The 23233-nt window shown below is 72.3% G+C and carries 20 protein-coding genes; 6 read left to right on the top strand and 14 right to left on the bottom strand.

What is annotated here, in order from left to right; genetic code table 11:
* Positions 1-204 precede the first annotated feature (204 nt).
* The 7 genes from nfi to AB0J68_RS00765 all read right to left on the bottom strand — a co-directional run bounded on the left by nfi (position 205) and on the right by AB0J68_RS00765 (position 7603).
* Entirely contained in the window at positions 205-960 is a 756-nt protein-coding gene (gene nfi / locus AB0J68_RS00795; RefSeq protein WP_355063057.1) for a deoxyribonuclease V, read from the bottom strand.
* 176 nt (positions 961-1136) lie between these two features.
* Positions 1137-1793 (bottom strand): tetratricopeptide repeat protein, encoded by a 657-nt coding sequence (locus AB0J68_RS00790; RefSeq protein WP_355132921.1) that lies wholly within the window; start codon positions 1791-1793, stop codon positions 1137-1139.
* Positions 1793-2386, bottom strand: coding sequence for a DinB family protein (locus tag AB0J68_RS00785; protein WP_363935244.1), 594 nt, complete (start codon positions 2384-2386; stop codon positions 1793-1795). Before AB0J68_RS00785 ends, AB0J68_RS00790 begins: the two co-directional genes overlap by 1 nt.
* Before the next feature lie 131 nt (positions 2387-2517).
* Complete coding sequence (locus tag AB0J68_RS00780; protein WP_355063054.1) at positions 2518-2799, bottom strand: hypothetical protein; 282 nt, start codon at positions 2797-2799, stop codon at positions 2518-2520.
* Positions 2771-6835, bottom strand: a complete 4065-nt coding sequence (locus AB0J68_RS00775; protein ID WP_363935242.1) for a toxin glutamine deamidase domain-containing protein — start codon at positions 6833-6835, stop codon at positions 2771-2773. Before AB0J68_RS00775 ends, AB0J68_RS00780 begins: the two co-directional genes overlap by 29 nt.
* A gap of 16 nt (positions 6836-6851) precedes the next feature.
* On the bottom strand, positions 6852-7184 hold the full coding sequence (locus tag AB0J68_RS00770; protein WP_363935240.1) for a hypothetical protein: 333 nt from the start codon (positions 7182-7184) through the stop codon (positions 6852-6854).
* On the bottom strand, positions 7181-7603 hold the full coding sequence (locus AB0J68_RS00765; RefSeq protein WP_363935238.1) for a YbaB/EbfC family nucleoid-associated protein: 423 nt from the start codon (positions 7601-7603) through the stop codon (positions 7181-7183). The genes AB0J68_RS00770 and AB0J68_RS00765 overlap by 4 nt, the downstream gene beginning before the upstream one ends.
* Positions 7604-7681: 78 nt before the next feature.
* Here AB0J68_RS00765 and AB0J68_RS00760 point away from each other — a divergent pair, with 78 nt between their 5' ends.
* The gene (locus AB0J68_RS00760; RefSeq protein WP_363935237.1) at positions 7682-8929 is read left to right on the top strand and encodes an SUKH-3 domain-containing protein; all 1248 of its coding nucleotides are present in this window, start codon (positions 7682-7684) and stop codon (positions 8927-8929) included.
* On the opposite strand, the gene AB0J68_RS00755 is transcribed toward AB0J68_RS00760, so the two are convergent.
* The gene (locus tag AB0J68_RS00755; protein WP_363935235.1) at positions 8926-10365 is read right to left on the bottom strand and encodes an aldehyde dehydrogenase family protein; all 1440 of its coding nucleotides are present in this window, start codon (positions 10363-10365) and stop codon (positions 8926-8928) included. The genes AB0J68_RS00760 and AB0J68_RS00755 overlap by 4 nt on opposite strands.
* A 143-nt stretch (positions 10366-10508) precedes the next feature.
* Here AB0J68_RS00755 and AB0J68_RS00750 point away from each other — a divergent pair, with 143 nt between their 5' ends.
* Both AB0J68_RS00750 and gabT read left to right on the top strand, forming a co-directional pair.
* Positions 10509-11945: a gamma-aminobutyraldehyde dehydrogenase gene (locus tag AB0J68_RS00750; RefSeq protein WP_363935234.1), complete on the top strand. Its 1437-nt coding sequence runs from the start codon at positions 10509-10511 to the stop codon at positions 11943-11945.
* Between the two features lie 4 nt (positions 11946-11949).
* Entirely contained in the window at positions 11950-13221 is a 1272-nt protein-coding gene (gabT, locus tag AB0J68_RS00745; protein WP_363935232.1) for a 4-aminobutyrate--2-oxoglutarate transaminase, read from the top strand.
* Between the two features lie 48 nt (positions 13222-13269).
* Here gabT and AB0J68_RS00740 read toward each other — a convergent pair whose 3' ends face one another.
* A complete protein-coding gene (locus AB0J68_RS00740) occupies positions 13270-13947 on the bottom strand; it encodes a hypothetical protein (RefSeq protein WP_363935230.1) in 678 nt (225 codons plus the stop codon).
* 175 nt (positions 13948-14122) lie between these two features.
* On the opposite strand from AB0J68_RS00740, the gene AB0J68_RS00735 reads away from it, so the two are divergent.
* The 3 genes from AB0J68_RS00735 to AB0J68_RS00725 are packed head-to-tail and all read left to right on the top strand — an operon-like array spanning position 14123 to position 17295.
* Entirely contained in the window at positions 14123-15406 is a 1284-nt protein-coding gene (locus AB0J68_RS00735) for a GAF domain-containing protein (protein WP_355063046.1), read from the top strand.
* 39 nt (positions 15407-15445) lie between these two features.
* Complete coding sequence (gene adh, locus AB0J68_RS00730) at positions 15446-16951, top strand: aldehyde dehydrogenase (RefSeq protein ID WP_354854273.1); 1506 nt, start codon at positions 15446-15448, stop codon at positions 16949-16951.
* Entirely contained in the window at positions 16948-17295 is a 348-nt protein-coding gene (locus tag AB0J68_RS00725) for a DUF779 domain-containing protein (protein WP_354854319.1), read from the top strand. Before adh ends, AB0J68_RS00725 begins: the two co-directional genes overlap by 4 nt.
* 140 nt (positions 17296-17435) lie before the next feature.
* Here the strand turns inward: AB0J68_RS00725 and AB0J68_RS00720 are convergent, their stop codons facing one another.
* From AB0J68_RS00720 to AB0J68_RS00700, 5 genes are all read right to left on the bottom strand, one after another.
* Positions 17436-18287: a DUF559 domain-containing protein gene (locus tag AB0J68_RS00720; protein WP_363935228.1), complete on the bottom strand. Its 852-nt coding sequence runs from the start codon at positions 18285-18287 to the stop codon at positions 17436-17438.
* Between the two features lie 244 nt (positions 18288-18531).
* Complete coding sequence (locus AB0J68_RS00715) at positions 18532-19296, bottom strand: G5 domain-containing protein (protein ID WP_363935261.1); 765 nt, start codon at positions 19294-19296, stop codon at positions 18532-18534.
* 234 nt (positions 19297-19530) lie between these two features.
* A complete protein-coding gene (gene speB, locus AB0J68_RS00710; RefSeq protein ID WP_363935227.1) occupies positions 19531-20544 on the bottom strand; it encodes an agmatinase in 1014 nt (337 codons plus the stop codon).
* Complete coding sequence (locus AB0J68_RS00705) at positions 20541-21743, bottom strand: saccharopine dehydrogenase C-terminal domain-containing protein (protein WP_355063038.1); 1203 nt, start codon at positions 21741-21743, stop codon at positions 20541-20543. Before AB0J68_RS00705 ends, speB begins: the two co-directional genes overlap by 4 nt.
* Positions 21743-23164: an FAD-dependent oxidoreductase gene (locus tag AB0J68_RS00700; RefSeq protein ID WP_355063036.1), complete on the bottom strand. Its 1422-nt coding sequence runs from the start codon at positions 23162-23164 to the stop codon at positions 21743-21745. Before AB0J68_RS00700 ends, AB0J68_RS00705 begins: the two co-directional genes overlap by 1 nt.
* Between the last annotated feature and the right edge of the window lie 69 nt (positions 23165-23233).

Genomic DNA, 23233 nt, shown 5'->3' with positions numbered 1-23233 from the left:
TCACCTCACCGTTCTCCCCGGGTGGGGTCCGCGGCCAGGCTACTACCGGCCTACCCCCGCCACCGGTCATAGAGCGGCCCGCATGTGTCCGGCGTTACGGTTTACGACCGGCCCGGCGGCCACCGAGCCTTGATCCACTCGGTATCGGCGATATCGGGGTGTCCCACGGCCTCGGACACCCCGATATCGCCGATGTCGAGTCGATCACGCTCGGCGATCTCCGTCGGTAGAGCCTCCGAGGGCTCCACCGCCCAATTCGTCCAGGTTGGAGTGCGTGATCCCGGCGAGGGCGTCGCGGCACAGCCGGTCGGCGGTACGGGTCGTCTCGGGCAGGCGGTAGCGCGGAGTCAACGCGAGCACCTGCGCGGTCGCGTTGTCCAGGCTCATCCGGTGCCCGACGCTCACGAAGACCGGCTTCACCCCGTCCCGGGTCCGCAGCACCCGGCCCACGACCTCACCTCCGTCGCGCAGCGCCGACCAGGCACCCCGCTCGGCGGCCGGTGGATCCCACTCGCCGACCAGCGGCGTCTTGCCCACGCCGATCGCGGGCAGGCCGGTGACCACCCCGAGGTGACAGGCGAGCCCGAACCGGCGCGGATGGGCCACGCCGTGCCCGTCACAGACCAGCAGGTCCGGGCTGGTCGTCAGCGTGTCCAGCGCGGCGAGCAGAGCCGGCAGCTCGCGGAAGGCGAACAGCCCCGGCACGTAACCGAACGAAGGCCGGCCCACACTGACCGCCGAATCCACCACCGCCAACGTCCGGGCGTCCAGCACGGTCACGGCCGCCGCGAGGAGGTCGCCGCTCTCGGCGTACGCGACGTCCAGGCCGGCCACCGTCGCGGGCGCGGCCGGACCCGGCCCGACCAGGTCGACGAGCGGCCGCAACTCCTCCTGTACGGCCACCGCCTCCGCCTCGCTGCGCGGCACGTACCCCGGGTCCGGCGTCGATCCACCAGACATCAGCGCCCACCCTTGATCCACACCGGCCCCCGGCCTTGATCCACTCGGTTTCGGCGATATCGCGGTATCCCACGTCCTCGGACACCCCCATATCGGCGATGTCGAGTCGATCACGCTCGGCGAAGCCCGTCGGCGAGGGCGTCGGTCACCTCGTCGGCTACTTGTCCTACTCGTGATCAGGCGAGTTTCAGCTCGTCGCGGGCCTCCTGCACCCACCGGGCAACACCGTGCGCACCGCTGCCGGCCGCGAGCTCGGCCGCCTCGTCGAGCAGCTCGCGGGCGGCATCCCGGTCACCGTCGGTCGCCGCCAGGTCCGCCAGACCGATCAGGTTCGCCGCGACCCCCGGCGTGAAGGACAGCTCCCGGCGCAGCCGGGTCGACTCCGCCAGCAACTCCCGCGCCGCGTCGACCCGACCGGCGGCCTGCTCACCGAAGCAGAGGTGCCGCAGCACGTACGACAGGGTCAGCTCGTCGCCCGCCTCGGTCGCCAGCTCACGCGCCCGCGCGAAGGCCGGGTCGGCGGTCGCCTGGTCCTGGCGGATCACCTGGTGGACCGTGCCCACCCAGAACAGCGACTCCCCCTCGCCACGAGCGTCACCCAGCTCGCGGTAGAGCTGCGCCGCCCGCTCGAAGAGCCGCAGCTCGGCCGCGTCCTCCGCACCGGTCTCCAGGAAGCGGGCATGCAGGAGCCGGCCCCGGGCCAGAGCCGTGTCCGCCTCCAACGCCACGAGATCCCGCTCCGCCTCGTCCAACGACGTCGCGTCGCCGCCGAAGACCGCCTGCTCATAGCGCTCCTGCGCCCGCGTCAACCGGATGTCGGACCCTTCGGCCATCACTGACCCACCCTTCCGTCGATGCGCTCGCGCAGGAGATCGGCGTGGCCATTGTGCCGCGCATACTCCTCGATCATGTGCACCAGCAGCCGACGAAGCACAATGACGTTGCCGTCCCGCTGCCGTCCCTGCACTCCCAGATCCGCTGCCTCGGCGACGAAGCGCTCGGAGAACTCGACCTCCGTACGCCAGGTGAGGTACGCCTCGTCCACCACAACCGCATCGGCCACCGCGCCGTCGAAGTCGCCGTCGGGATCGTCGTCGGTGCAGTACAGCTTGGGCGCGACCTGGCCGGCCATGGTCCTGCGGAACCAGCCACGCTCCACTTCGGCCAGATGTCGGATCAGCCCGAGCAGCGACATCGTCGACGGCGGCACCGCCCGCCGGGCCAACTGCTCGGCGTTCAGGCCGTCACACTTGAGTTCGAACGTGAGGCGCTGGTCACGCAGGTACTCGACGAGCACCGTCCGCTCGTCGGCGAAGTTGCCATCCGAGCGCGGGTCGTCGTCCGGATGAACGAACAGGTACGACCAACCGAAGGTCCGCGTGGGTTCGCCGTCGGAGGTCGTCGCCTCGGCGCGTGAGTCAGCCATACGACGACTCTTGTCGATAACCGTCCACCTCGGCAACCGCCGCGCGCCCACGGGCCTGTCCTGGCCAGCGGCACCGGTGGCAGGAGGGGCGATAGGGCCCTTGGACATGGGGAATGTCTCGGCCTCAGCGCTCACCGTCGCCGTCTGAACATGGCGCGGATTGAATCTTCGTCCGGCAACCTCTCGCCGCCGGTGACTGCTGCCGCCACTGCCTCAGCGGCAGCACGGCTCACATTCTTGTAGCGGTCCACGTTGCGATAGTCATCAAGGAAACGCACCACGAGTCCGGGATCGTAGGCCCACGTCCGAGCGCGATGGTCCCAGAGAACAGCTTGGCCAAGACCCGCATCCATGACGAAGAGCCCTGCCGGCGGCCCCTGCCCATCAATCCGGTAGATCACGTAGTAGCTCAACAACCTCGTGCTCCAACTCTTCGACCACCTGGGGTGCTACGGGAAAGTCGCGAAGTCCTAGTCCCAGCCCTTGCACAACCTGCGGGAGGCTCGTCCCCTGCCGACCAAGCCAGGCCTGGTACTCGCGCCAGACGTCAACGTTTTGGCTGATCCACTTTGCGAAGGTGGCGTCCTTGGCGGGGAAGCGTAGATCGAGCCCGTCCGGGAGCGAATCCGGCAGACCGCGCGCTCGATTCGCGGCGAGCATCCGCAGGAGCGCGCCAACTCGGTGTTCTGGGCCGTTCGACGAACGCCGCAGAACTTCGTACTCCTCATGGGTCGCCAGCCAGGCTTCTCGCGAGATGGGCGTGTGCAGCTGCAACTCGATCAGCATCCCGTCCGGCGACCGAAGGGTGCAGTTCAATCCGTAGAATCGATTGCCCTGCCGCCAGAAATTCTTGCAGGCTGAACTCGGCACCGAGAAGCCAGCTTCGACCAGGCCGGCGAGTACCAGGTCAACGGCGTTGCTGTAGTGCTGGCCCGACGGCATCTCGAGGCAGAATCTTAATGCGTCATTGACGCTCTCCACGAAGTCAGTGGCATCGGGCGAGGCCACGCGCGCCTCGTCGAGGTACTTCCGCGCCAAGGATTCCAGCCCCTTGACACGAAACTCTCGGTCCCGGAGCCGGATCGGATCAGTGAGGTCGAGCGCGCCGGTCACGCTCCGTCCGACCTGAGCCAACGCATCCTCGACCCAGTCGGCGGCGGCCAGGGCACGGTCGCGCAGCTCCGTCAGCGCGGCCAGCTCTCCGGGCGCGAGCTGTGCGAGATCGGACGTCGGCCGACGTGAATCGCCCATGTCCGCACCGCCATCACCCGCACCCGCCACCGAGCCCGGCCCGTCGAGCAGCAGGTACATCCGGTTGATGTACGGGTCGCCATGGCCGCCGTCGTCGTACGCCGGTGGGTGGGTCGGCAGGTCGGGACGTTCACTGAACCGGCCTCGGGGCAGCCCGCCGAGCGGCATCGGCCGGCCGTCCCCGCCCAGCATGAGTGCGTCGATGCCGACCACGTCGGGGTAGAGCGGCCGGTCCCGCACGAGGCCGGTCTGCGGGTCGACGTAGAGCACCGTGCCGTTCTGGTTGAGCGCCACCCAGGCGTGCGAGCCGCCGCCCGCCCACTCGGTGATCAGGAACGCGTAGCTGCCGTGGCCTCCCAGCAGCAGTTGGTCGTGCAGGTTGGCGTACCCCCGGTCAGCGGCCTGCCGCGCCTGCGCCGGGTGTGCCCGTTGGTCGGATGGCGAGGCGAGGACGCGTAGGAAACGTCCGCCGGTCACGTCCTCCACCCGGCCCGGGCCACCCGCCTCACCGCGGATCGGGCGTCGGGTGTCGCCGTCCAGGTAGCCGTCGAAGGTGCGCGGCGCGGACACCCGCGGCCGCCCGTGCACCCAGGTCTCGAACAGCGACAGGGTGCAGTCCAGGCAGTTGATGCCCCGGGTGGCGTCGGCCTGGGGGCCGCCGTCGTTCAGGAGGCCGAACCAGCCGCCCCGACGGGGGTCGGCGGTACGCAGGACAGCGCCGTCGAGGTCGCGGGGCATCTGCCGTTCGACGTCGACCTGGTGCAGGGCGAGCGGCGGCCGGAGCCCGCCCGGCTGCCCGTACGGCCGGGAGTCGTCGATCGGCGGGGGTACGTCGTCGCCGGTGAGCCGGGACGGGCCGGCGGTCTCCACCGCGCCGAGCGCGAGCGCGCCCACGTCGCTGTTGGCGTGTGCGAAAGCGCCGTCGGCGAGGTCCACGACCGCCGGCGCCCTGATGCCCGCCAGCACGTCGTCGGCCAGGTCACGCCATTGGGCGTACGCGCGTGTCTCGTCGTTCGCCGCCCGCTGCCAGCCGTCGGCCCACTGCCGGTGCCCCGCCTGGTGCAACTGTCGGGCGTAGTTCGCGTACTCGACAGCCCTGCGGTCGTGCTCCGCGGCGCGGGTCCGCAGGCGGGCGGCCTCCGCCTGCCGGCGATTGTTCTCGAACCCGGTCCGCTGCGACTCGTAGTGGCCCTGGTAGCGCCGCCGCTCGGCGGCCTCCGCCTCGGCCACCCACCGAGCGGCGTACCCGTCGCTCTCGGTCACGGACACCGACGGGTCGCCGAACGCGAGCACGTCGACGGGAACCGAGGCCCGGCCGCGAGCCCGTTGCCGGGGTACGCGGGCCGGCGCGGGCGCCTCCCGCGTCGAGAACCGCGTGGGTACGGCGTGCCGGCCCACCGCCGCACCGGTGACCGCGCCACCGCCGGGCCTGCCGGCGGCATCGGGCGTCGTACCGGCCACCGGGCCGGTGGACGTGAACGGAAACGCCGTTCCGGGGGCGACGGTCGACGCGGGACCGGCGGACGCGACCGGCGTCGCCAGCCCCACGGTGCTCGCCGCCGCCGACGGGGAAAGGCCCCCCGCTAACGGGCCGGTCGACAGCGGCACCGAAGCCGACGACGGCGGGGTCGACGGAGGCACGGAGGCCGACGGCAGGGTCGACGGGGGCACGGAAGCCGGCGACGGGCCGGTCGACGGGGGCACGGCAACCGTGCCGTTGGTGCCCGGGGCGACCGCACCCGAGGCGATCCCCGGCGACGCGCCGACCGCCGGCCCAGCCCCCGCCACCGGCCCGCCGTTCGGGTCAACGGCGCCGGCCACGGGGGCCGCGACGGCCGAGAGCAGGGGATCCGCCGCGACAGCAGGAAGCCCCGGGGCCGCGACGGCCGAGAGCGTGGGATCCGCCGCGACAGCGGAGAGCGCCGGACTCGTGCCGTGGCCAACGCCCGACGACGTCGCGTCGGGTGCCGCCGGCACCGGCGAGCCGACAACGTCCGCCCCCGCCTGCTGGGCGACATCCGCCACGGGAGACCCCGGGGAGGACGCAGCCCCAGACAGCGGCCCCAGGGCTGAAGACGACGCAGACGCAGGCGAGGACGCCGCGAGTTCCGGGGGCGAGGCATCCAGCGGAGGCGCGGTGGGGATCGGAAGGGACGGGCCGGTGAAGGACGCTCCGGCGAGGGCGTTGGCCTGCGCGTGCAGCCGGGCCTGCAGGGCGTGGTCGGTCTGCCCGGTCGCCGATCCGGTGGCCCCGGACGCGGCGGCGCGTACCGCGTCCTCCACCGAGGTCAGGCCCTGCCCGGTGGCGATGCTGGCGGCGCTCTCGGCGAACATCTCGCCGGTCATCTCCCGACCCAGGTGCTCGCCGATGCGCGCCGCGCGGCCGGTCGCGTGACGGCCCAGGCCCGCCAGTGGCGCGACCGCTCCCCCGGCGAGCCCGCCGACCGCCGACGCGCCCAGGTCGGTCAGGTCCACGCCGTGCGCCCGGCCGGTGGAGTTCTGGTACGCCTGGGTGGCCAGGCTGATCCCGGACTCCTCGGCCGCCTCCTCCAGCCCCTCCCGGGTGGCTCGCTTGGCGAGGCCGCGCAGGCCACCCTTGGCGACCTCCTTGGCGGCGCGCTCGCCGGCCTCCTTGAGCCCCCGCCGCAGCGCCTTGCTCGCCAGTTGGCCCATCAGACGCTTGAAGATCTGCTGGATCAGCAGCCGGGTGGCGGTGATGGCCGCGCCGGCGGCCGGGGATGCGGCACCCGCGGTGAGCAGCGCCGCCACCGCCACCGAGAGCAGCTCGATGACGAGGATGCCCAGCTCGATCCAGACTTCGAGCTTGGCGCCCTCGATGTCGCAGCCGCACTCCTCGACCAGGCGACCCAGATCGGCGGTGACCGCGAGGAGCACCGGCAGGGGCGCGTCAGCACCCTCGGTGATCCCACGCCAGGCCGCCTCGAACGCGGCGTCGACGGCTCCGACACCGCCGTATCCGCTGCGTACCTCGGTGGCGGCCGCTGCGGCGTCGGCGTGCGGACCGGCGAGGACGCCGGCGACCGCGTACCACCGGTCGGCGACGTCCCAGACGGCCCGTTCGTTGCCCTCGGGCCACTGCACGCCGACCGCCCAGTCGAGGGCCTCGTAGATCCAGCCGGGAACGTCCCAGGGCGCGTAGTCGAGCGGGTGCGGGATCGGGCTGGGCAGCACGCTCATCCGGATCGACCCGCCGTCAGCGCTGGTCGGCGGCCCGGTCGAGCCGGGCGGCGCTGCTCTGGTCGGTCTGCACGCTCGCGTCGACGGCGCTGACCACGTCGGCGCCCAGCTCGGTGAGCCGCTGTCCGACGCCCGCCCAGGCGCGCAGCACGGTCTGCTCGATGCCGCGGTAGCTGCGCTCGAACGCGGCACCGATGTCGTCGCGCCCCCACGGGCGGGCGCCGCTGGCGGCCTCGATCTCGCCGCCCTCCGCTGCCCGGCTGGCCGTCACCGCCTCGCCGGACAGGGCCAGGTCGGTGCCACCGCGCCGGGCGCGGGACGCGTCGAGCCAGAGCTGGCCGTCGGTCATGCCGGCCCCTCGCCGCGGCCGAGCACGGCGTCGGCGCGGCCGAGCAACGCGCCGAAATCGCCGGTACGCAGGAACTCCGCCGAGCCGGCACCGGCCGGCATGGTCTCGACGACCAGGTCCTGGGTGGCCTGGGTGGCGGCGGCCACGGCGGCGTGGACCGTTTCGGTGACTTTCCGGCTCAGCGCCTCCGCGTCGCGGTCCCGGTAGATCGCCGGGGCCAGGACGACCTCGACCAGCTGACCCTGCGCGCCGACGGTCGCCGTGACGTGGCCGTCCGGCGAGCGCCGGGTCACCCGCAGTTGGGCGAGCCGCGCCTGCAGAGTGTCCAAACCGGACCTGAGCTGCTGATACTGGCCGTACACGTCGTCGAATCGGGCCCGTAGCTCGCGATTGGCGTCCCGGTCCACGCGTTCGCTCACCGCCGCTCCTCCCGTCACCGTCGGTAGGGAAGACCATACCGGCCGCCATCGATTCGTGTAGTCCGGTAGTTTCGATGTGTGATCGACCGTCAGCAGGCCGAGCAGCTCGCGTCCGCGTGGGCGCGCCGGGATTCGCAGCGCCTCGGCCACGAGTGCACCCCGGTGGTCGACGAGTTCGACCTCGGCTTCGTCGTCACCTCGATCGTGTCGAACGAGGTGCGGGCGATCCCCGGCGATCTGCCGACGACCGTCATCGACAGGCGGACCGGAAAGGTCACCACCTGGCCCCGCGTGCCCACCGAAGTGGTGGCGGACCTGTACCGGCGCAGTCAGCCCAGCGGGCCGACGGCCCCCCGCACCGTCGACGCGTCGAGTCTGCTGATCCGGGAGATCCGTCGCGCGCCGATGCCGAACACGGTGGCACACCTGACCCTCGACGGTCGCATCTGGACGGCCCAGGGCACGAAGGGCGCCGTCGCGCTGAACCACCACCCACTCGTCCGCAGCTACCTGGACGAGCGGCCTCCGGGCGAGCTGGTCCGCGGCGCCGAGTGTCACGCCGAGCTGATCGTGGTCTCCGACGTGCTGCACGAGTACGACCACCGCCGGGCCGCCGAGGGCATCGAGCCGATGGGGCGGGCCGAGGCGGCAGCCCTGCTGGAGGCGGCGCGCTTCGAGATCTTCCGGATCCGCGAGCCGGGTGACCCGGCCGGTGGCGCCGCGGAGCGACCCTGCGACTCGTGCATCTCTTTCCTGGTGAGCGCCAACGTTCTACCGGAGTCGGCGCGGGCCTACACCGAGACGTGGCTCGCACCGGCGGAGCCGGACCCGGACCCGGGCCGCTTTTCGCCCGAGGTGGCCAACGCGCTGGTGGCGGCGGGCTGGCGACCGCACATCGGTGACCAGATCATGGCCGCCGCCGGCGTGCGGGACGTCACCGCCGTGCCGGGGGCCGTCCACCAGCACGAGGTCTTTCCCGCCGCCGTGGAGGCGCTTACCGCGTTCCCCAGCCTGGTCGGCGCGCGGCGGGGCCCGGGCGCGCAGGTGTGGATCTCGCGCTTCGACATCCGCCCGCACACCATCGCGCACACCGCCGACACCCTCGCGGACTTCGGCGCGGTGCTCGGCGTGCGGCTCTTTCCGATCGGCACCGAGCAGCAGGACAGCATCCTCGCCGTCGACGAGCGCGGCCGGGTCTTCGCCCTCGACCAGGCCGGCGAGTGGTTCCTCGGCGACACCATCGACGCCGCGCTCACCACGTTGCTGCTCGGCCGCGCCCCCGCCCGGGTCGGCGACGACGGCACCTGGCCGGCGGACCCGAGCTAGAGCGCCAGCCCGGTCAGCACCATGACCCGCACCTCGGTGTAGTCGTCCATCGCGCTGCGTAGCCCCTCCCGACCGACGCCGCTGCCCTTGACCCCGCCGTACGGCATCTGGTCGGCCCGGTACGACGGCACGTCGCCGACGATCACGCCGCCCACCTCCAGGACCCGCGCGGCGGAGAAGGCCACGTCCAGGCGCCGGGTGAACACGCCGGCCTGCAACCCGTACGCCGAGCCGTTGACCGCGGCGAACGCGGCCTGGTCGTCGGCGACCGGGGTGACCACCAGCACCGGCCCGAACACCTCCTCGGCGACGACCTTGGCATCGGCGGGCACACCGGTAAGCACGGTCGGGGGGTACGTCGCGCCGTCCCGCACGCCGCCCACCTCGACGGTGGCGCCGGCCCCGACCGCCTCGGCCACCCACGTCTCGACCCGGCGGGCCGCCTCCTCGGACACCATCGGCCCGACGTCGGTCAGCTCCGAGGCGGGATCTCCGGTGCGCAGGGCGCGGACCGCCGCGACCAGCCGGGGCAGGAAGTCGGCATGCAGCGCGTGGTGCACGTACACGCGTTGCACGGCGATGCACGACTGGCCGGCCTGGTAGTTGGCGAAGGTGGCGATGCGCTGCGCGGCGAAGTCCAGGTCCTCGTCGGCCGCCCAGTCCGCGCAGATCACCGCTGCCGCGTTGCCGCCCAGCTCCAGCGTCACGTGCTTCTCCGGGACCTGCCGGCGGATGGCCGCGCCGACCGGCCCCGACCCGGTGAACGACACGACCGGCAGCCGGGGGTCGGCGACCAGTTCGGCGGCGCGGTCGTTGGGCAGCGGCAGCACCGAGAACATGCCGGCGGGGAGGTCGGTCTCGGCCAGCAGCTCGCCGAGCAGCAGCGCGGACAGCGGCGTGGCCGGGGCCGGCTTGACGATGATCGGCGCACCGACCGCGATGGCCGGCGCGACCTTGTGCGCGACCAGGTTGAGCGGGAAGTTGAACGGCGCGATGCCGAGCACCGGCCCTCTCGGCACCCGCCGGACCAGGGCGATCCGCCCGCTGGCGGCCGGGTCGGTGTCGAGGCGTTGCAGCTCACCGGAGAAGCGCCGGGCCTCCTCGGCGGCCCACCGGAAGGTGGACACCGCCCGCCCGACCTCGGCGCGCGCCCACTTCACCGGCTTGCCGTTCTCGGCGGTGATCAGCGCCGCGACCTCGTCGGCGCGCTCCGCGAGCCGCCGCGACACGTGGTCCAGGGCCGCCGCCCGGGCGTGCGCGGGCAGGGCCGCGGCCTGCGCGGCCACACCGGCCGCCGCCGCGACGGCGGCGTCGACCTGGTCGCGGGTGGCAAAGGTGGTACGCCCCACCGTGCGGCCGTCGTACGGATGGTGAACGGTCAGCTCGCCCTCACCGGAGGCGGGACGGGAGGCGACGAAGAAGTCTGCGGGCTCCACGCCGTGCAGCGTAGACGAGACAACCGCCGACGGAAACAGTGGCCGTATCCCTTGTCTGCCGCGAATTCAGTAGCGAAGATGGCAGGAAGATTGCGATAACCTCCGCACACCGCATCCCCGGCCCCCCTCGGAGTGATCCCGTCATGAGTGACCAGCAGCAGCTGCGCAACTTTGTCAACGGCTCCTACGTCGAACCGGCCGACGGCGGGTACGCCGATCTGGTCGACCCCTGCACCGGCGAGGTGTTCGCCCAGGCGCCGGTCTCCGGGGCCGCCGACATCGACGCGGCGATGACCGCCGCCGCCACCGCGTTCGAGAGCTGGCGGGAGGTCACCCCGGCCGAGCGGCAGAGGGCGATGCTCAGGCTCGCCGACGCCGTGGAGGCCCGCGCGGCCGAACTGGTGGACGCCGAGGTCCGCAACACCGGCAAGCCGCGCCAGCTCACGGCCGAGGAGGAGCTGCCGCCGGCGGTGGACCAGTTCCGGTTCTTCGCCGGGGCAGCCCGCCTGCTGGAGGGGCGGTCCGCCGGCGAGTACATGGCGGGGCACACCTCGTACGTGCGGCGCGAGCCGATCGGTGTCTGCGCCCAGGTCACCCCGTGGAACTACCCGCTGATGATGGCGGTGTGGAAGATCGCCCCGGCCCTCGCCGCCGGCAACACGGTGGTGCTGAAGCCGTCGGACACCACGCCGGTGTCGACGCTGCTGCTCGCCGAGATCGCCGCCGAGTTCTTCCCGCCGGGGGTGTTCAACGTGGTCTGCGGCGACCGGGACACCGGTCGTACCCTCGTGTCGCACCCGACCCCCCAGCTGGTGTCGATCACCGGCTCGACCCGCGCGGGCATGGAGGTCGCCGCCGCGGCGGCCCCCGACCTGAAGCGCACCCACCTGGAGCTGGGCGGCAAGGCCCCGGTGGTGATCTTCGACGACGCGGACGTGGCGGCGGCGGCCGAGGCCATCGCGCTGGGCGGCTACTTCAACGCCGGTCAGGACTGCACGGCGGCGACCCGCGTGCTGGCCGGGCCGGGCATCCACGACGACTTCGTGGCGGCCCTGGCCGAGCAGGCCCGCAACACGAAGACCGGCGCACCGGACGACGCGGACGTGCTCTACGGCCCGCTGAACAACGCCAACCAGCTCGCCCGGGTCAGCGGCTTCGTGGACCGGCTGCCCGACCACGCGGCGATCCAGACCGGCGGCTCCCGGCAGGGTGAGCGCGGCTACTTCTACGCGCCGACGGTGGTGTCCGGGCTGCGCCAGGCCGACGAGATCATCCAGGACGAGGTGTTCGGGCCGGTCATCACCGTGCAGCGCTTCTCCGACGAGGACGAGGCGGTGCGCTGGGCCAACGGCGTCGACTACGGCCTGTCGGCGTCGGTCTGGACGCGGGACCACGGCCGGGCGATGCGGATGACCCGGCGGCTGGACTTCGGCTGCGTCTGGGTGAACACGCACATCCCGTTCGTCTCCGAGATGCCGCACGGCGGCTTCAAGCACTCCGGGCACGGCAAGGACCTCTCGGTCTACAGCCTGGAGGACTACACCCGGATCAAGCACGTCATGCACAACCTCGAGGGCTGAGGCGATGACATCCTCCGAAGAACTGCACAAGCGGCGCGGTGGTGCCGTCGCCCGGGGCGTGGGCAGTGTCATTTCGTCCTACGTGGACTCCGCGTCGGGCGGCACGCTCACCGACGTCGACGGGCGGGAGTGGATCGACTTCGCCGCCGGCATCGCCGTCACCAGCGTCGGCAACTCCGCGCCGAGGGTGGTCGAGGCGGTCCGCGCGCAGGTGGAACGGTTCACCCACACCTGCTTCATGGTCGCGCCGTACGAGTCGTACGTGGCGGTGTGCGAGCAGCTCAACGCGCTGACACCGGGCGGGTTCGAGAAGCGCTCGGCCCTGTTCAACTCCGGGGCCGAGGCGGTGGAGAACGCCGTCAAGATCGCCCGGCACGCCACCGGGCGACCGGCGGTGGTGGTGTTCGACCACGCGTACCACGGCCGGACCAACCTGACCATGGCGTTGACCGCGAAGAACATGCCGTACAAGCACCGGTTCGGGCCGTTCGCCGGGGAGATCTACCGGGTGCCGATGTCGTACCCGCTGCGCGACGGCGGCCTCTCCGGCGCCGAGGCGGCCGCGCGGGCCATCGAGATGGTCGAGAAGCAGGTCGGCGCCGAGAACGTCGCCGCGCTGCTCATCGAGCCGATCCAGGGCGAGGGCGGCTTCGTGGTGCCCGCGCCCGGTTTCCTGCCGGCGCTGCGAGCCTGGGCGACAGCGGCTGGCGTGGTGTTCGTCGCCGACGAGATCCAGACCGGCTTCTGCCGTACCGGCGACTGGTTCGCCTGCCAGCACGAGGGCGTCGAACCGGACCTGGTCGCCCTGGCCAAGAGCATCGCGGGTGGCCTGCCCCTCGCGGCGGTGACCGGTCGGGCCGAGCTGATGGACGCGGTGCACGTCGGCGGGCTCGGCGGCACGTACGGCGGCAACCCGATCGCCTGCGCCGCCGCGCTGGCCACCATCGAGACCATGCACGAGCTGGACCTGGCGGGCGCGGCCCGTCGGATCGAGTCCGTGCTGGCCCCCCGGCTCCGCGCCATCGCCGAGCGGGACCCCCGCATCGCCGAGGTACGCGGGCGCGGCGCGATGCTCGCCGTGGAGCTGGTGCAGCCCGGCACCCTCGTCCCCGACCCGACCGCCACGGCGGCCATCTCGGCCGCGTGCCACGCCGCCGGCCTGCTCACCCTGACCTGCGGCACGTACGGCAACGTGCTGCGCTTCCTGCCCCCGCTGGTGATCTCCGACGAGCACCTGACCAGAGGCGCCGACATCCTCGACGCCGCGTTCGGCTGACCGAGGGAAGGGCCCCTTCCCGAGAAGGGGCCCTTCCGCACGGCAGGGTCAGCGAAGCACCTCGACGGTGTTGCGGCGGACCAGGTTCTTGCCCGGCTCGCGGATCTGGTCCATCGCGGCGGTGTTGAGCAGCACGCAGCTGCCCGACGGGCCGGTCACCGTGACCGTGGTGGCCTTGTTGTTGTCCAGGTTGGTCACCCGCAGCCGGGTGCCCACCGGGAACTGCCCGCTGGTCGCCGCCGGCGCGGCATTCTCGGCGAAGAAGGTGATCGCCCCCGAGCAGGCCGAGCGGGGCGCCGGGCCGGGCGCTCCGGGAGACGCTGCGCCGGGTCGGACCGTGCCGGCGGCCGGCGGCGCGGCGGGCGGCGCGGCCTCGCCGTCGAGCCGTTGCACCACGTTGCGGCGGATCACGTTCTTGCCCGGCTCCCGCACCAGCTCCATCGCGGCGGCGTTGAGCAGCACACAACTGCCCGACGGGCCGGTCACCGTCACCGTGGCCGCCCGGTTGTTGTCCAGATTGGTCACCCGCAGCCGCGTGCCCACCGGGAACCGGTCACTGGTCGCCGCCGGGGCCCCGCCCTCGGCCGAGAAGGTGACCGAGCCCGAGCAGACGGACTGCTGCGCGGGTGCGGTGTCGGCGAACCCGAACCCGGTCCCCACCGCCACTCCCGCCGCGGCGAGCACCGCCACGGTCGCCGCCAGCACGTGCTTGCGCTGCACCCTCATCGCCGTCACTCCCGTCCTCGGTGTGTTCTTCACCGCGTGGTACGGACGGGAGGGACCTACCGTTCAGCCGACACGGGCACCGATCGCCGTGGCGGCCAGTTCGACGGGTCCGCACCTGGTGTGGTTGGCGATCGAGGGTGAGCTGCGTCACGATGGGGACCGAGGAGGTCGCCCCATGGCTGACCCGTGGCTCGCCCTGGAATTCGGCGTCGATCCGGCCGAGCGGATCGCGCAGGTCGGCGCGGCCCACGAGGCGTTCCTCGCCGCCGGCGCCGCGCCGCGCCGGGTGCGGGAGGTGGTACGCCGGTCGTGGGAACGGTCCGCCCGACTCGACCCGGAGGCAACTCCGCCGGTCGACCTGACCGACGACGCGCTGGCGAGCTACCGGGCCGCGCACCCGCTGGCCCGGGTGCTGCCGCTCTTCCGGGACCTGCTCGGCGGCATCGCCCAGGACGGCGCGCACCTGATGGCGGTCTGCGACGCGTACGGGCGGCTGCTCTGGGTGGAGGGCCACCCGGGGGTGCGCCGGCACGCCGAGCGGATGAACTTCGTGCCCGGCGCCCTGTGGGACGAGAGGCACGCCGGCACCAACGCCCCCGGCACCGCACTGGCCGTCGACCACAGCGTGCAGATCTTCGCCACCGAGCACTTCATCCGGCCGGTGCAGCGCTGGACCTGCGCGGCGGCGCCGATCCACGACCCGGCCACCGGGCGACTGCTCGGCGCGGTCGACATCACCGGCGGCGACCACCTGGCCAACCCGCACAGCCTGGCGCTGGTCCGGGCCACCGCCCGGGCCGCCGAGGCGCAGCTCGCCACCGACCGACCGGTGGAGCCCGGCGTCGTCACCGTGACCGCGCTCGGCCGCGACGAGGCGGAACTGCGGGTCGACGGGCGGCGCATCCGGCTGGGCCGCCGGCACAGCGAGCTGCTGGTGCTGCTGCTGCACCATCCCGAGGGGCGCACCGGCGAACAGCTCGGCCTCGACGTGTACGGAGACGACCGGCTCCTGCCGGTCACCCTGCGCGCGGAGCTGTCCCGGTTGCGCCGGGTGCTCGGCCCCGAGCTGCTCGACTCCCGCCCGTACCGGCTGCACGGCACCGTCCGCGCCGACTTCACCACGGTCGCCGACCGGTTGGACCAGGGCGATCCGGCGGGCGCGCTCGACGCGTACTCCGGGCCGTTGCTGCCCGGCTCGGACGCGCCGGGAGTCACGCGACTGCGCCGGCTCATCGACGGCCAGCTCCGCGCGGCCGTGCTGGCCGCCGCGGACCCGGCGCTGCTCGCGGCGTGGACCGCGACGCCCGCCGGCGCCGACGACCTGACCGCGTGGCAGGCCCTGGCGCGGGCGTTACCGGTGGGCGCGGCCCGCCGGCCGCTCGCGCTCGCCCGCATCCACCAGCTCGCCACGGAGTACGACCTACCACGCGCAACGTTGCTGCAACGTCCCCGAAACTAGCCTCGCCGCCGACACCGCACCACGACGGCGGAGGTAACCATGACGCGCTACGACGCGCCCACCCACTGGCAGTCCCGTTACGACCACTTCATCGGCGGCGAGTACGTCAAGCCGCACGGCGGTGGCTACTTCGAGAACCCGACCCCGGTCACCGGGCAGACCTTCACCGAGGTGGCCCGGGGCACCGCCGCGGACGTGGAGAAGGCCCTGGACGCCGCGCACGGCGCCGCCGACGCCTGGGGGCGCACCTCGGTGGCCGAACGGGCACTGATCCTCAATCGCATCGCGGACCGGATGCAGGACAACCTGGAGTCGCTGGCCATCGCCGAGACCTGGGAGAACGGCAAGCCGATCCGCGAAACGCTGGCTGCCGACATCCCGCTGGCGATCGACCACTTCCGCTACTTCGCCGGGGCGATCCGGGCGCAGGAGGGCTCGCTCGGCGAGATCGACGACGACACCGTGGCGTACCACTTCCACGAGCCGCTCGGCGTGGTCGGGCAGATCATCCCGTGGAACTTCCCGATCCTGATGGCCACCTGGAAGCTGGCGCCCGCGCTGGCCGCCGGCAACGCCGTGGTGCTCAAGCCGGCCGAGCAGACCCCGGCCTCGATCCACTACTGGCTGTCGCTGGTGGCGGACCTGCTGCCGCCGGGCGTGCTCAATATCGTCAACGGCTTCGGCGTGGAGGCCGGCAAGCCGCTGGCGTCCTCGCCACGGGTGGCCAAGGTGGCGTTCACCGGTGAGACCACCACCGGGCGGCTGATCATGCAGTACGCCAGTGAGAACATCAAGCCGGTCACCCTGGAGCTGGGCGGCAAGAGCCCGAACATCTTCTTCGACGACGTCAGCGCGTCCCGTGATGACTTCTTCGACAAGGCGCTCGAGGGCTTCACCATGTTCGCCCTCAACCAGGGCGAGGTCTGCACCTGCCCGTCGCGGGCGCTGATCCAGCAGGGCCACTACTCGGACTTCCTCGCCGCGGCGGTGGAGCGGACCGGCCGGATCGTGCAGGGCCACCCGCTGGACACCGACACGATGGTCGGCGCGCAGGCCTCCAACGACCAGCTGGAGAAGATCCTGTCCTACCTGGACATCGGCCGCCAGGAGGGTGCGAAGGTGCTCACCGGTGGATCCCGGGCGGAGTTGGGCGGCGAGTTGTCGGGCGGGTACTACGTCCAGCCAACGATCTTCGAGGGCGACAACTCGATGCGGGTCTTTCAGGAGGAGATCTTCGGACCGGTGGTCTCGGTGACCTCCTTCGCCGACCTCGACGACGCCGTGAAGACCGCGAACGACACCCTGTACGGGCTGGGCGCGGGCGTCTGGACCCGGGACATGAACACCGCGTACCGGGCGGGGCGGGCGATCCAGGCCGGGCGGGTGTGGACCAACTGCTACCACGCGTACCCGGCGCACGCCGCGTTCGGCGGGTACAAGCAGTCCGGCATCGGCCGGGAGAACCACAAGATGATGCTGGAGCACTACCAGCAGACCAAGAACCTGCTGGTCAGCTACTCGACCCAGAAGCTCGGCTTCTTCTGATGTCCATCGTCTCCGTGACCCCCGCGGCGGCCGATCTGATCCGGTCGCTGCGGGAGCGGCACGGGCCGCTGATGTTCCACCAGTCCGGCGGCTGCTGCGACGGCAGTGCCCCGATGTGCTACCCGGCAGGCGAGTTCCGCACCGGATCGTCCGATGTCCTGCTCGCCTCGCTCGCCGTAGACGGGGTGCCGGAGCCGGTCGAGTTCTGGATGTCGTCGGCCCAGTGGGAGTTGTGGAAACACACGAGGCTCACCGTCGACGTGGTCCCGGGCCGAGGCAGCGGCTTCTCCCTGGAGGCCCCCGACGGTCTCCGCTTCCTCATCCGCTCCCGCCTCGCCGCCTAGGTCACTCGCGACCGCTGCGTGTGGGCCGCCCCCGCCCCGTCGATCATGGAGTTGTGGTGGGCAGCAAGGGATGCTTTACACCTTTCGTCAGCCACCACAACTCCATGATCGGCTTTGGGGAGCGTGGGGCGGGGAGGGGGTTAGGGGTGGAGGAGGGGGACCAGGGTTTTGATGATGTGGTTGGGGCGGCGGTAGAGGTCCAGGTCCGTGAAGTGGCGGATTTTCCAGCCGTTTGCGGCTAGCCAGTTCGATCGGGAACGATCATGCCGGAGACGGTCGCGGTCCAAATGGGACGATCCGTCATACTCGACGCCGACCTTGCGGCGCCGGTACCCGAGGTCGAGGCGGTAGAGCGGCACTCCATGACCGTCCGGGACCCAGACCTGTGGCTCCGGCGGTGGCAGGCCGCCATCTATCAACACCAGGCGAAGCTGACTCTCCTGCCGGCACTCCGCCCGCGGGTCGGCGCGTGGCACGAGTTCACGCGCCTGGCAGACGCCACGGAGGCGTTTGTGCCGAGCGACCTCCGCCCTGAGTTCCTCGGATCGGCAGGCACCCACGCGAAGGCACAGGTCCAGCAGCGGCATCGCGTCCATTCGGCGCAGTGACCGGGCTAGGTCGACCGCGCAACGGGCGGCCGGGGCACAGGGCACTCCGCCCAGCAGCACCGTATCGCGTACCGGCAGCACCGCCTCGTGGGCGACGACTCCCCGCATCTGCGGGACGTTCTCGCCGGCCGGCACAATGATGTGCACGTCGAAACTGCGGACGTCGCCGAAGCCGTGCAACTGTGCACCGGTATGGAAGCCGACGACGGCAGTCTCAGGCAACCGCCGAAAGATCGCCGGCAGTCGCGCGGCTGGGTCGGCCGAGGGCGTGTAGACGCTCCGCGTCAACCGGTGCAGGCGGGACAGCCCAACCAGCCTGCGCACCTGCTCCCGACTGAGGCCGGCGGCGAGTAACTCCGCGTATCGATACTGATCCTGTGCCATGCGGCAGAGACTGCCGCGCCCCGCCCCAGGCATTCCGCCCCGACCCAGGAATCTGTGGATACCCGAGCGCCCTGTGCACAACCCCCAAACAAAGCCCACCCGTGCTATGCGCATCGACCTCCACCACAGCGTCGATCAAGGAGTTGTGGTGCCGGACAGAACTCCTGAACCATCGTCTACCGGGCACCACAACTCCATGATCGACTCGGTTCAGGGCACGCGGGGCAGGGCCGACGCGGCGCGGTTAGTCGCAGCCGTAGCCGTCGTTGTCGCGGTCGAGGTCGTAGATGTCGGTGCCGATGGCCTTGACCGGGCCGCGAACGTAGGCGGGGCCGTTGCCGCTGCCTGGCAGGCAGTCGACGTCGCTGGCGATCGGGACGCAGGGGCTGTAGTTCGGGTCGCACTTCGCCTGCGCGGCCTTCTTGGTGCCGACGGCGACGACCTGGGTCACCGGCTGCTTCGTCACAACGGATTTCACCAGCTTCCGGGCCGTCCGCACCCCGTCCGTGGTGGTCACCTCGTACGTCAGTGTCTTCGTACCGTTGACGCCCTTGGTTCGGACGACCCGCTTGCCCTCGGCCAGGGAGGAGTCCTTCACGGTCCGCTCGGCGTACCGGATCGTGGCCCGCTCCGTCACGGTCGTCACCTGCACCACCGGCGCGGCGCTGGACGGGCTCGGCGAGACCGACGCGGTGGAGGGTGCGGCGACCGGCGACACCTCCTGCGCGGGGGCCTCCTCGGTCGGCTCGGCGGGTGCCGCCACGATGGGCTGCTGCGGTTGCTCGGCCGCGGTGCCGGTGCGGGTGGGCTCCGGTTCGCCGGCCAGGGCGCTGACAATCGCGGTGCCGGCGCAGCAGAGCAGCAGGAACGACAGGGCCACCGAGCCGAGGATGACGGCGACGCGGCTGGCGGGACTGGCCCGGCGGAACCAGCTCTGGGCGGCGGGCAGGCGGGGCCCAGGGCCGAACGGCGGCACGTGCGGCGGGCCAGGATTCGGCGGTGGTTGCATCGTCACGTCGATGAGTGTCGTCGCAAACACTGCGTGCAATATCCACCATCGCGCTCGTGACCGGCGACGGGACGACAGGTCAGGCAACCACTTGGCCGGACCGGGCACGGCTGATCGTGCCGCGCATTCAGGCAGCAAATCCGCGAATCACCAATTATTGGCCACGATAACGACCGCTCCACAGAGGAGGTCCGGGTCCGGCGTCGACGTGTCGAGTTGCCGTCAATGCGCTGGTCAGCGGGCGTCCAGGAGGGGTTGGTGGGGGTTCCACGGTGGCCCGCCCGCGGCGTCGCGCCGGCGTCGGGCGATCGCCGACAGTGCCTCTAGGACCACGCGGTTGCCCAGGTAGGCGGTGATGTCGGCGTGGTCGTACGGCGGCGCGACCTCGACCACGTCCACCCCGACCACCGGCAGCTCGTAGCAGACCCGGCGGACCGCGTCGAGCAGTTGCCGGGAGGTCAGGCCACCCGGTTCGGGGGTGCCGGTGCCGGGGGCCATCCCGGGATCGACGACGTCCACGTCGACGGAGAGGAAGACCCCCTCGCACTCGTCGACCGCGATCGTGAACGCCTCGGTGAGGCACGGGTCCAGCCCGCGGGCGACCAGCTCGGTCATCTCGTACGACCGCATCCGCTGCTCGGCCATCCAGGACAGGATGTCCGGGCCGGGCCAGTAGCCGCGCAGCCCGATCTGGAGGAACCGGTCGCCGCGTACCGCGCCGGACTCGATGAGGCGACGCATCGGCTGGCCGTGCCCGTGCAGCGAGCCGAACTCGATCTCGCCGGTGTCCGCGTGGGCGTCGAAGTGCACGAGCGACACCCGACCGTGCCCGTGCTGGCGGGCCACCCCGGTCGCGTCCGGCAGCGCGATGGAGTGGTCCCCGCCGAGCACGATCGGGATGGCGCCGGAGGACGACACGGCGTAGACGGCCGCCTCCAGAGCGGCCAGTGACCGTTCGATGTCGCCGGAGAACATCTCGACGTCGCCGGCGTCGTACACCCGGAGGTCGCGCAGCGCGTCGACGCGCAGCGCGAGGGACGGGCGGGAGCCGTCGTGGGCCAGGTAGCACGCCTGGCGAATCGCCGACGGCCCGAACCGGGTGCCGGGCCGGTGCGAGGTGCCGCCGTCGAAGGGTGCGCCGACGATGACGATGTCGGCGTCCGCGTACGACGATGGGTCGTCGAGTGCGCACCGGTCCACCCCGAGGAAGGTGATGTCCGGCCCGTACATGGCACCGTAGCGGCTCATCGCTCCTCCATCCCCCAGGGCGAGCCGTAGCTGGTCAGCAGGTCGAGGAAGGGCACCGGGGGCAGGGCCTCCGGGCCGAGCACGCCGACGCCGGACCACGCGCCGGTGGCGAGCAGTTCCAGCGCCACCACCGGGTTCACCGCGGTCTGCCAGACGACCGCCTGGTGGCCGTACTCGCGCATCGACCACTCGTTGTCGACCACGTGGTAGAGGTACACCTCCCGGGGCTGCCCGTCCGGGCCCAGGCCACGCACCCAGGTGCCGGCGCAGGTCTTGCCGCGCATCCGGTCGCCGAGGGTGGCCGGGTCGGGCAGGCAGGCCGCGACCACGTCGCGCGGGGACACCTGCACGCCGCGCACGCTGACCGGCGTCGTCGAGTCCAGGCCGAGCTTGTGCAGCGTCTTCAGCACGTCGATGAACTCGTCGCCGAGGCCGTACTTGAAGGTGACCCGCTTCGCCTTCACCCAGCGCGGGATGAGCAGCACCTCCTCGTGCTCCACGTTGACGCACTCGACCGGGCCGATTCCCTCCGGGAAGTCGAAGACCTCCGGCTCGCTGAACGGCTCGGTGGTGTACCAGCCGCGGTCGGCCTCCCAGACCACGGGCGGGTTGAGACACTCCTCGATCGTGGTCCAGATGGAGAACGAGGGTGCGAAGTCGTAGCCGTCGACGGTCAGGTTCGCCCCGTCCCGGACGCCGATCTCGTCGATCTCGCTGAACAGCTCGTCGGCGGCGTACCGGGCGAAGATGTCGGACAGGCCGGGCTCGATGCCGATGCCGCCGAGCGCCAGCCGGCCGGCCGCCGCCCATCGGTCGGCGACGGCGAACTGGTCGTCGCCGAGCTTCACCCCGGTCTCGGCGTAGGGGCGGGACGGATGCGGGTGGGACAGCGACATCGCCATGTCGAGGTAGTCCGCGCCGGCCGCGAACGCACCGTCGAAGATCGGCATGACGAAGCGCGGGTCGACGGCGTTGAGCACGTGGGTGATCCGGTGCTCCCGGCACAGCGCGGTGACCGCGTCGGCCGAGGAGGCGTCCACCTGGGCGGCGACGAAACGGTCGCCGTGCCCGGCCACCGCGCGGGCGGCGCGGTCCGGGTCATGGTCGGCGACCACCATCGTCTCGAAGAAGGAGCGTCGGGCGGCGATGGCTACGGCGGCGGAGCCGACGCCACCGGCGCCGACGAGCAGGACACGCATCAGGAATCAAACCCCAAACCAAGACGATCGAGAGTACGGAGCCACAGGTCGCGACGGCCCTCACGCGCATCGGCGCGGGCCATCGACCGGCGGGTGAGATTGATGCCGACCGCGCGGACGGGTTCCGGCGGGAACGGCAGGGGCTTGCGGCGGACCAGATCGAGCCGGGTCAGCGGGGTGTCCCCGCCGGCCAGCAGGTCGAGCAGCACCCGGGCCGAGAAGCGGGTGGCGCCGACGCCGAGGCCGGTGTAGCCGGCCGCGTACGCCAGTCGACCGCCGAACGCGGTCCCGTAGAACGGGCAGAACCGGGTGCAGGTGTCGATGACGCCGCCCCAGCGGTGGCTGAAGCGCACGTCGGCGAGCTGCGGGAACGTGGTGAAGAAGTGGTTGGCGAGAGCGGTGAAGGTGGCCGGGCGCTGCTCCAGCTTCGGGGCGACCCGGTTGCCGTAGTGGTAGACGGCGTCGTAGCCGCCGAAGAGGATCCGCCCGTCGCGGGTGATCCGGTAGTAGTGGAACTGGTTGCCGGTGTCGGCCAGGCCCTGGCGGTTGCGCCAGCCGATCGCGTCGCGCTGCGCCGGGCTGAGCGGCTCGGTCATCAGCACGTGGTCGTAGACGGGCACCACGTACGCGCGCAGCCGGCGCAGCAGCGGCGGAAACGCGTTGGTGGCCAACACGACCCGGCGGGCGCGTACCGAGCCGGGCGCGTTGTCCAGCCCGCCGGCGGTCGCCGCGCGCAGGGCCGGGCCGTCGGCGCGCAGCCCGGTGACCCGGGTGTGCTCGTGCACGCGTACGCCGAGGTCGACGCAGGCGCGGCGCAGACCCCACGCCAGCTTCGCCGGGTCCACCATGGCGACCCGGTCGGCGTCGACCATGCCACCCAGGTACGTCGGCGAGTTCACCTCGGCACGCACCTCGTCGGTGTCGAGCAGCCGCACCCGGTGGCCGTACCGGCGGGCCAGCTCGGCGTCGGCGGCCAACCCGTCGAGCTGGTACGGCTCGACGGCGACGGCCAGTTCGCCGGTGCGCTCGAAGTCGCAGTCGATGTCGAACTCCGCGACGGTGGCGGCGATCGCGTCCAGGTTGGCGCGGCCGAGGCGTTCCAGCTCGCCGATCTCGCCGGGGAACCGGTCGACGCCGTTGGCCAGGCCGTGGGTGAGCGAGGCGGCGCAGAACCCGCCGTTGCGCCCGGAGGCGGCCCACCCGCAGGTCCCGGCGTCGACGAGCAGCACGTCACGGTCCGGCTCGGCCCGCTTGGCCTCCAGGGCGGCCCAGAGCCCGCCGTACCCGCCGCCGATCACCAGCAGGTCGGCGGTCTGCGCGCCGGTGAGCGGCGGCAGCGGGTCGGGGCGCTCCGGGCGGTCCAGCCAGTACGGCACGGGCGCCGCGTCGGCAAGCGCCCGGCCGGTATGCGGGAGGGTCATGACGGCGGCCCGGTCGGACGGCCCGCATCCAGGGCGGTCATGACGAGCGACGCGCCTGCGGTACCGGGC

Source organism: Micromonospora sp. NPDC049580, from assembly GCF_040675595.1.
GTDB lineage: Bacteria > Actinomycetota > Actinomycetes > Mycobacteriales > Micromonosporaceae > Micromonospora.
This window is presented reverse-complemented; position numbering and strand designations above follow the sequence as displayed.

Excerpts from the sequence above, each read along its gene's own strand:
- nfi (WP_355063057.1), bottom strand. The coding sequence starts at position 960 with ATGTCTGGTGGATCGACGCCGGACCCGGGGTACGTGCCGCGCAGCGAG.
- AB0J68_RS00790 (WP_355132921.1), bottom strand. The coding sequence starts at position 1,793 with ATGGCCGAAGGGTCCGACATCCGGTTGACGCGGGCGCAGGAGCGCTAT.
- AB0J68_RS00785 (WP_363935244.1), bottom strand. The coding sequence starts at position 2,386 with ATGGCTGACTCACGCGCCGAGGCGACGACCTCCGACGGCGAACCCACG.
- AB0J68_RS00775 (WP_363935242.1), bottom strand. The coding sequence starts at position 6,835 with ATGAGCGTGCTGCCCAGCCCGATCCCGCACCCGCTCGACTACGCGCCC.
- AB0J68_RS00770 (WP_363935240.1), bottom strand. The coding sequence starts at position 7,184 with ATGACCGACGGCCAGCTCTGGCTCGACGCGTCCCGCGCCCGGCGCGGT.
- AB0J68_RS00750 (WP_363935234.1), top strand. The coding sequence starts at position 10,509 with ATGAGTGACCAGCAGCAGCTGCGCAACTTTGTCAACGGCTCCTACGTC.
- gabT (WP_363935232.1), top strand. The coding sequence starts at position 11,950 with ATGACATCCTCCGAAGAACTGCACAAGCGGCGCGGTGGTGCCGTCGCC.
- AB0J68_RS00740 (WP_363935230.1), bottom strand. The coding sequence starts at position 13,947 with ATGAGGGTGCAGCGCAAGCACGTGCTGGCGGCGACCGTGGCGGTGCTC.
- AB0J68_RS00735 (WP_355063046.1), top strand. The coding sequence starts at position 14,123 with ATGGCTGACCCGTGGCTCGCCCTGGAATTCGGCGTCGATCCGGCCGAG.
- adh (WP_354854273.1), top strand. The coding sequence starts at position 15,446 with ATGACGCGCTACGACGCGCCCACCCACTGGCAGTCCCGTTACGACCAC.
- AB0J68_RS00720 (WP_363935228.1), bottom strand. The coding sequence starts at position 18,287 with ATGGCACAGGATCAGTATCGATACGCGGAGTTACTCGCCGCCGGCCTC.
- AB0J68_RS00715 (WP_363935261.1), bottom strand. The coding sequence starts at position 19,296 with ATGCAACCACCGCCGAATCCTGGCCCGCCGCACGTGCCGCCGTTCGGC.
- speB (WP_363935227.1), bottom strand. The coding sequence starts at position 20,544 with ATGAGCCGCTACGGTGCCATGTACGGGCCGGACATCACCTTCCTCGGG.
- AB0J68_RS00705 (WP_355063038.1), bottom strand. The coding sequence starts at position 21,743 with ATGCGTGTCCTGCTCGTCGGCGCCGGTGGCGTCGGCTCCGCCGCCGTA.
- AB0J68_RS00700 (WP_355063036.1), bottom strand. The coding sequence starts at position 23,164 with ATGACCCTCCCGCATACCGGCCGGGCGCTTGCCGACGCGGCGCCCGTG.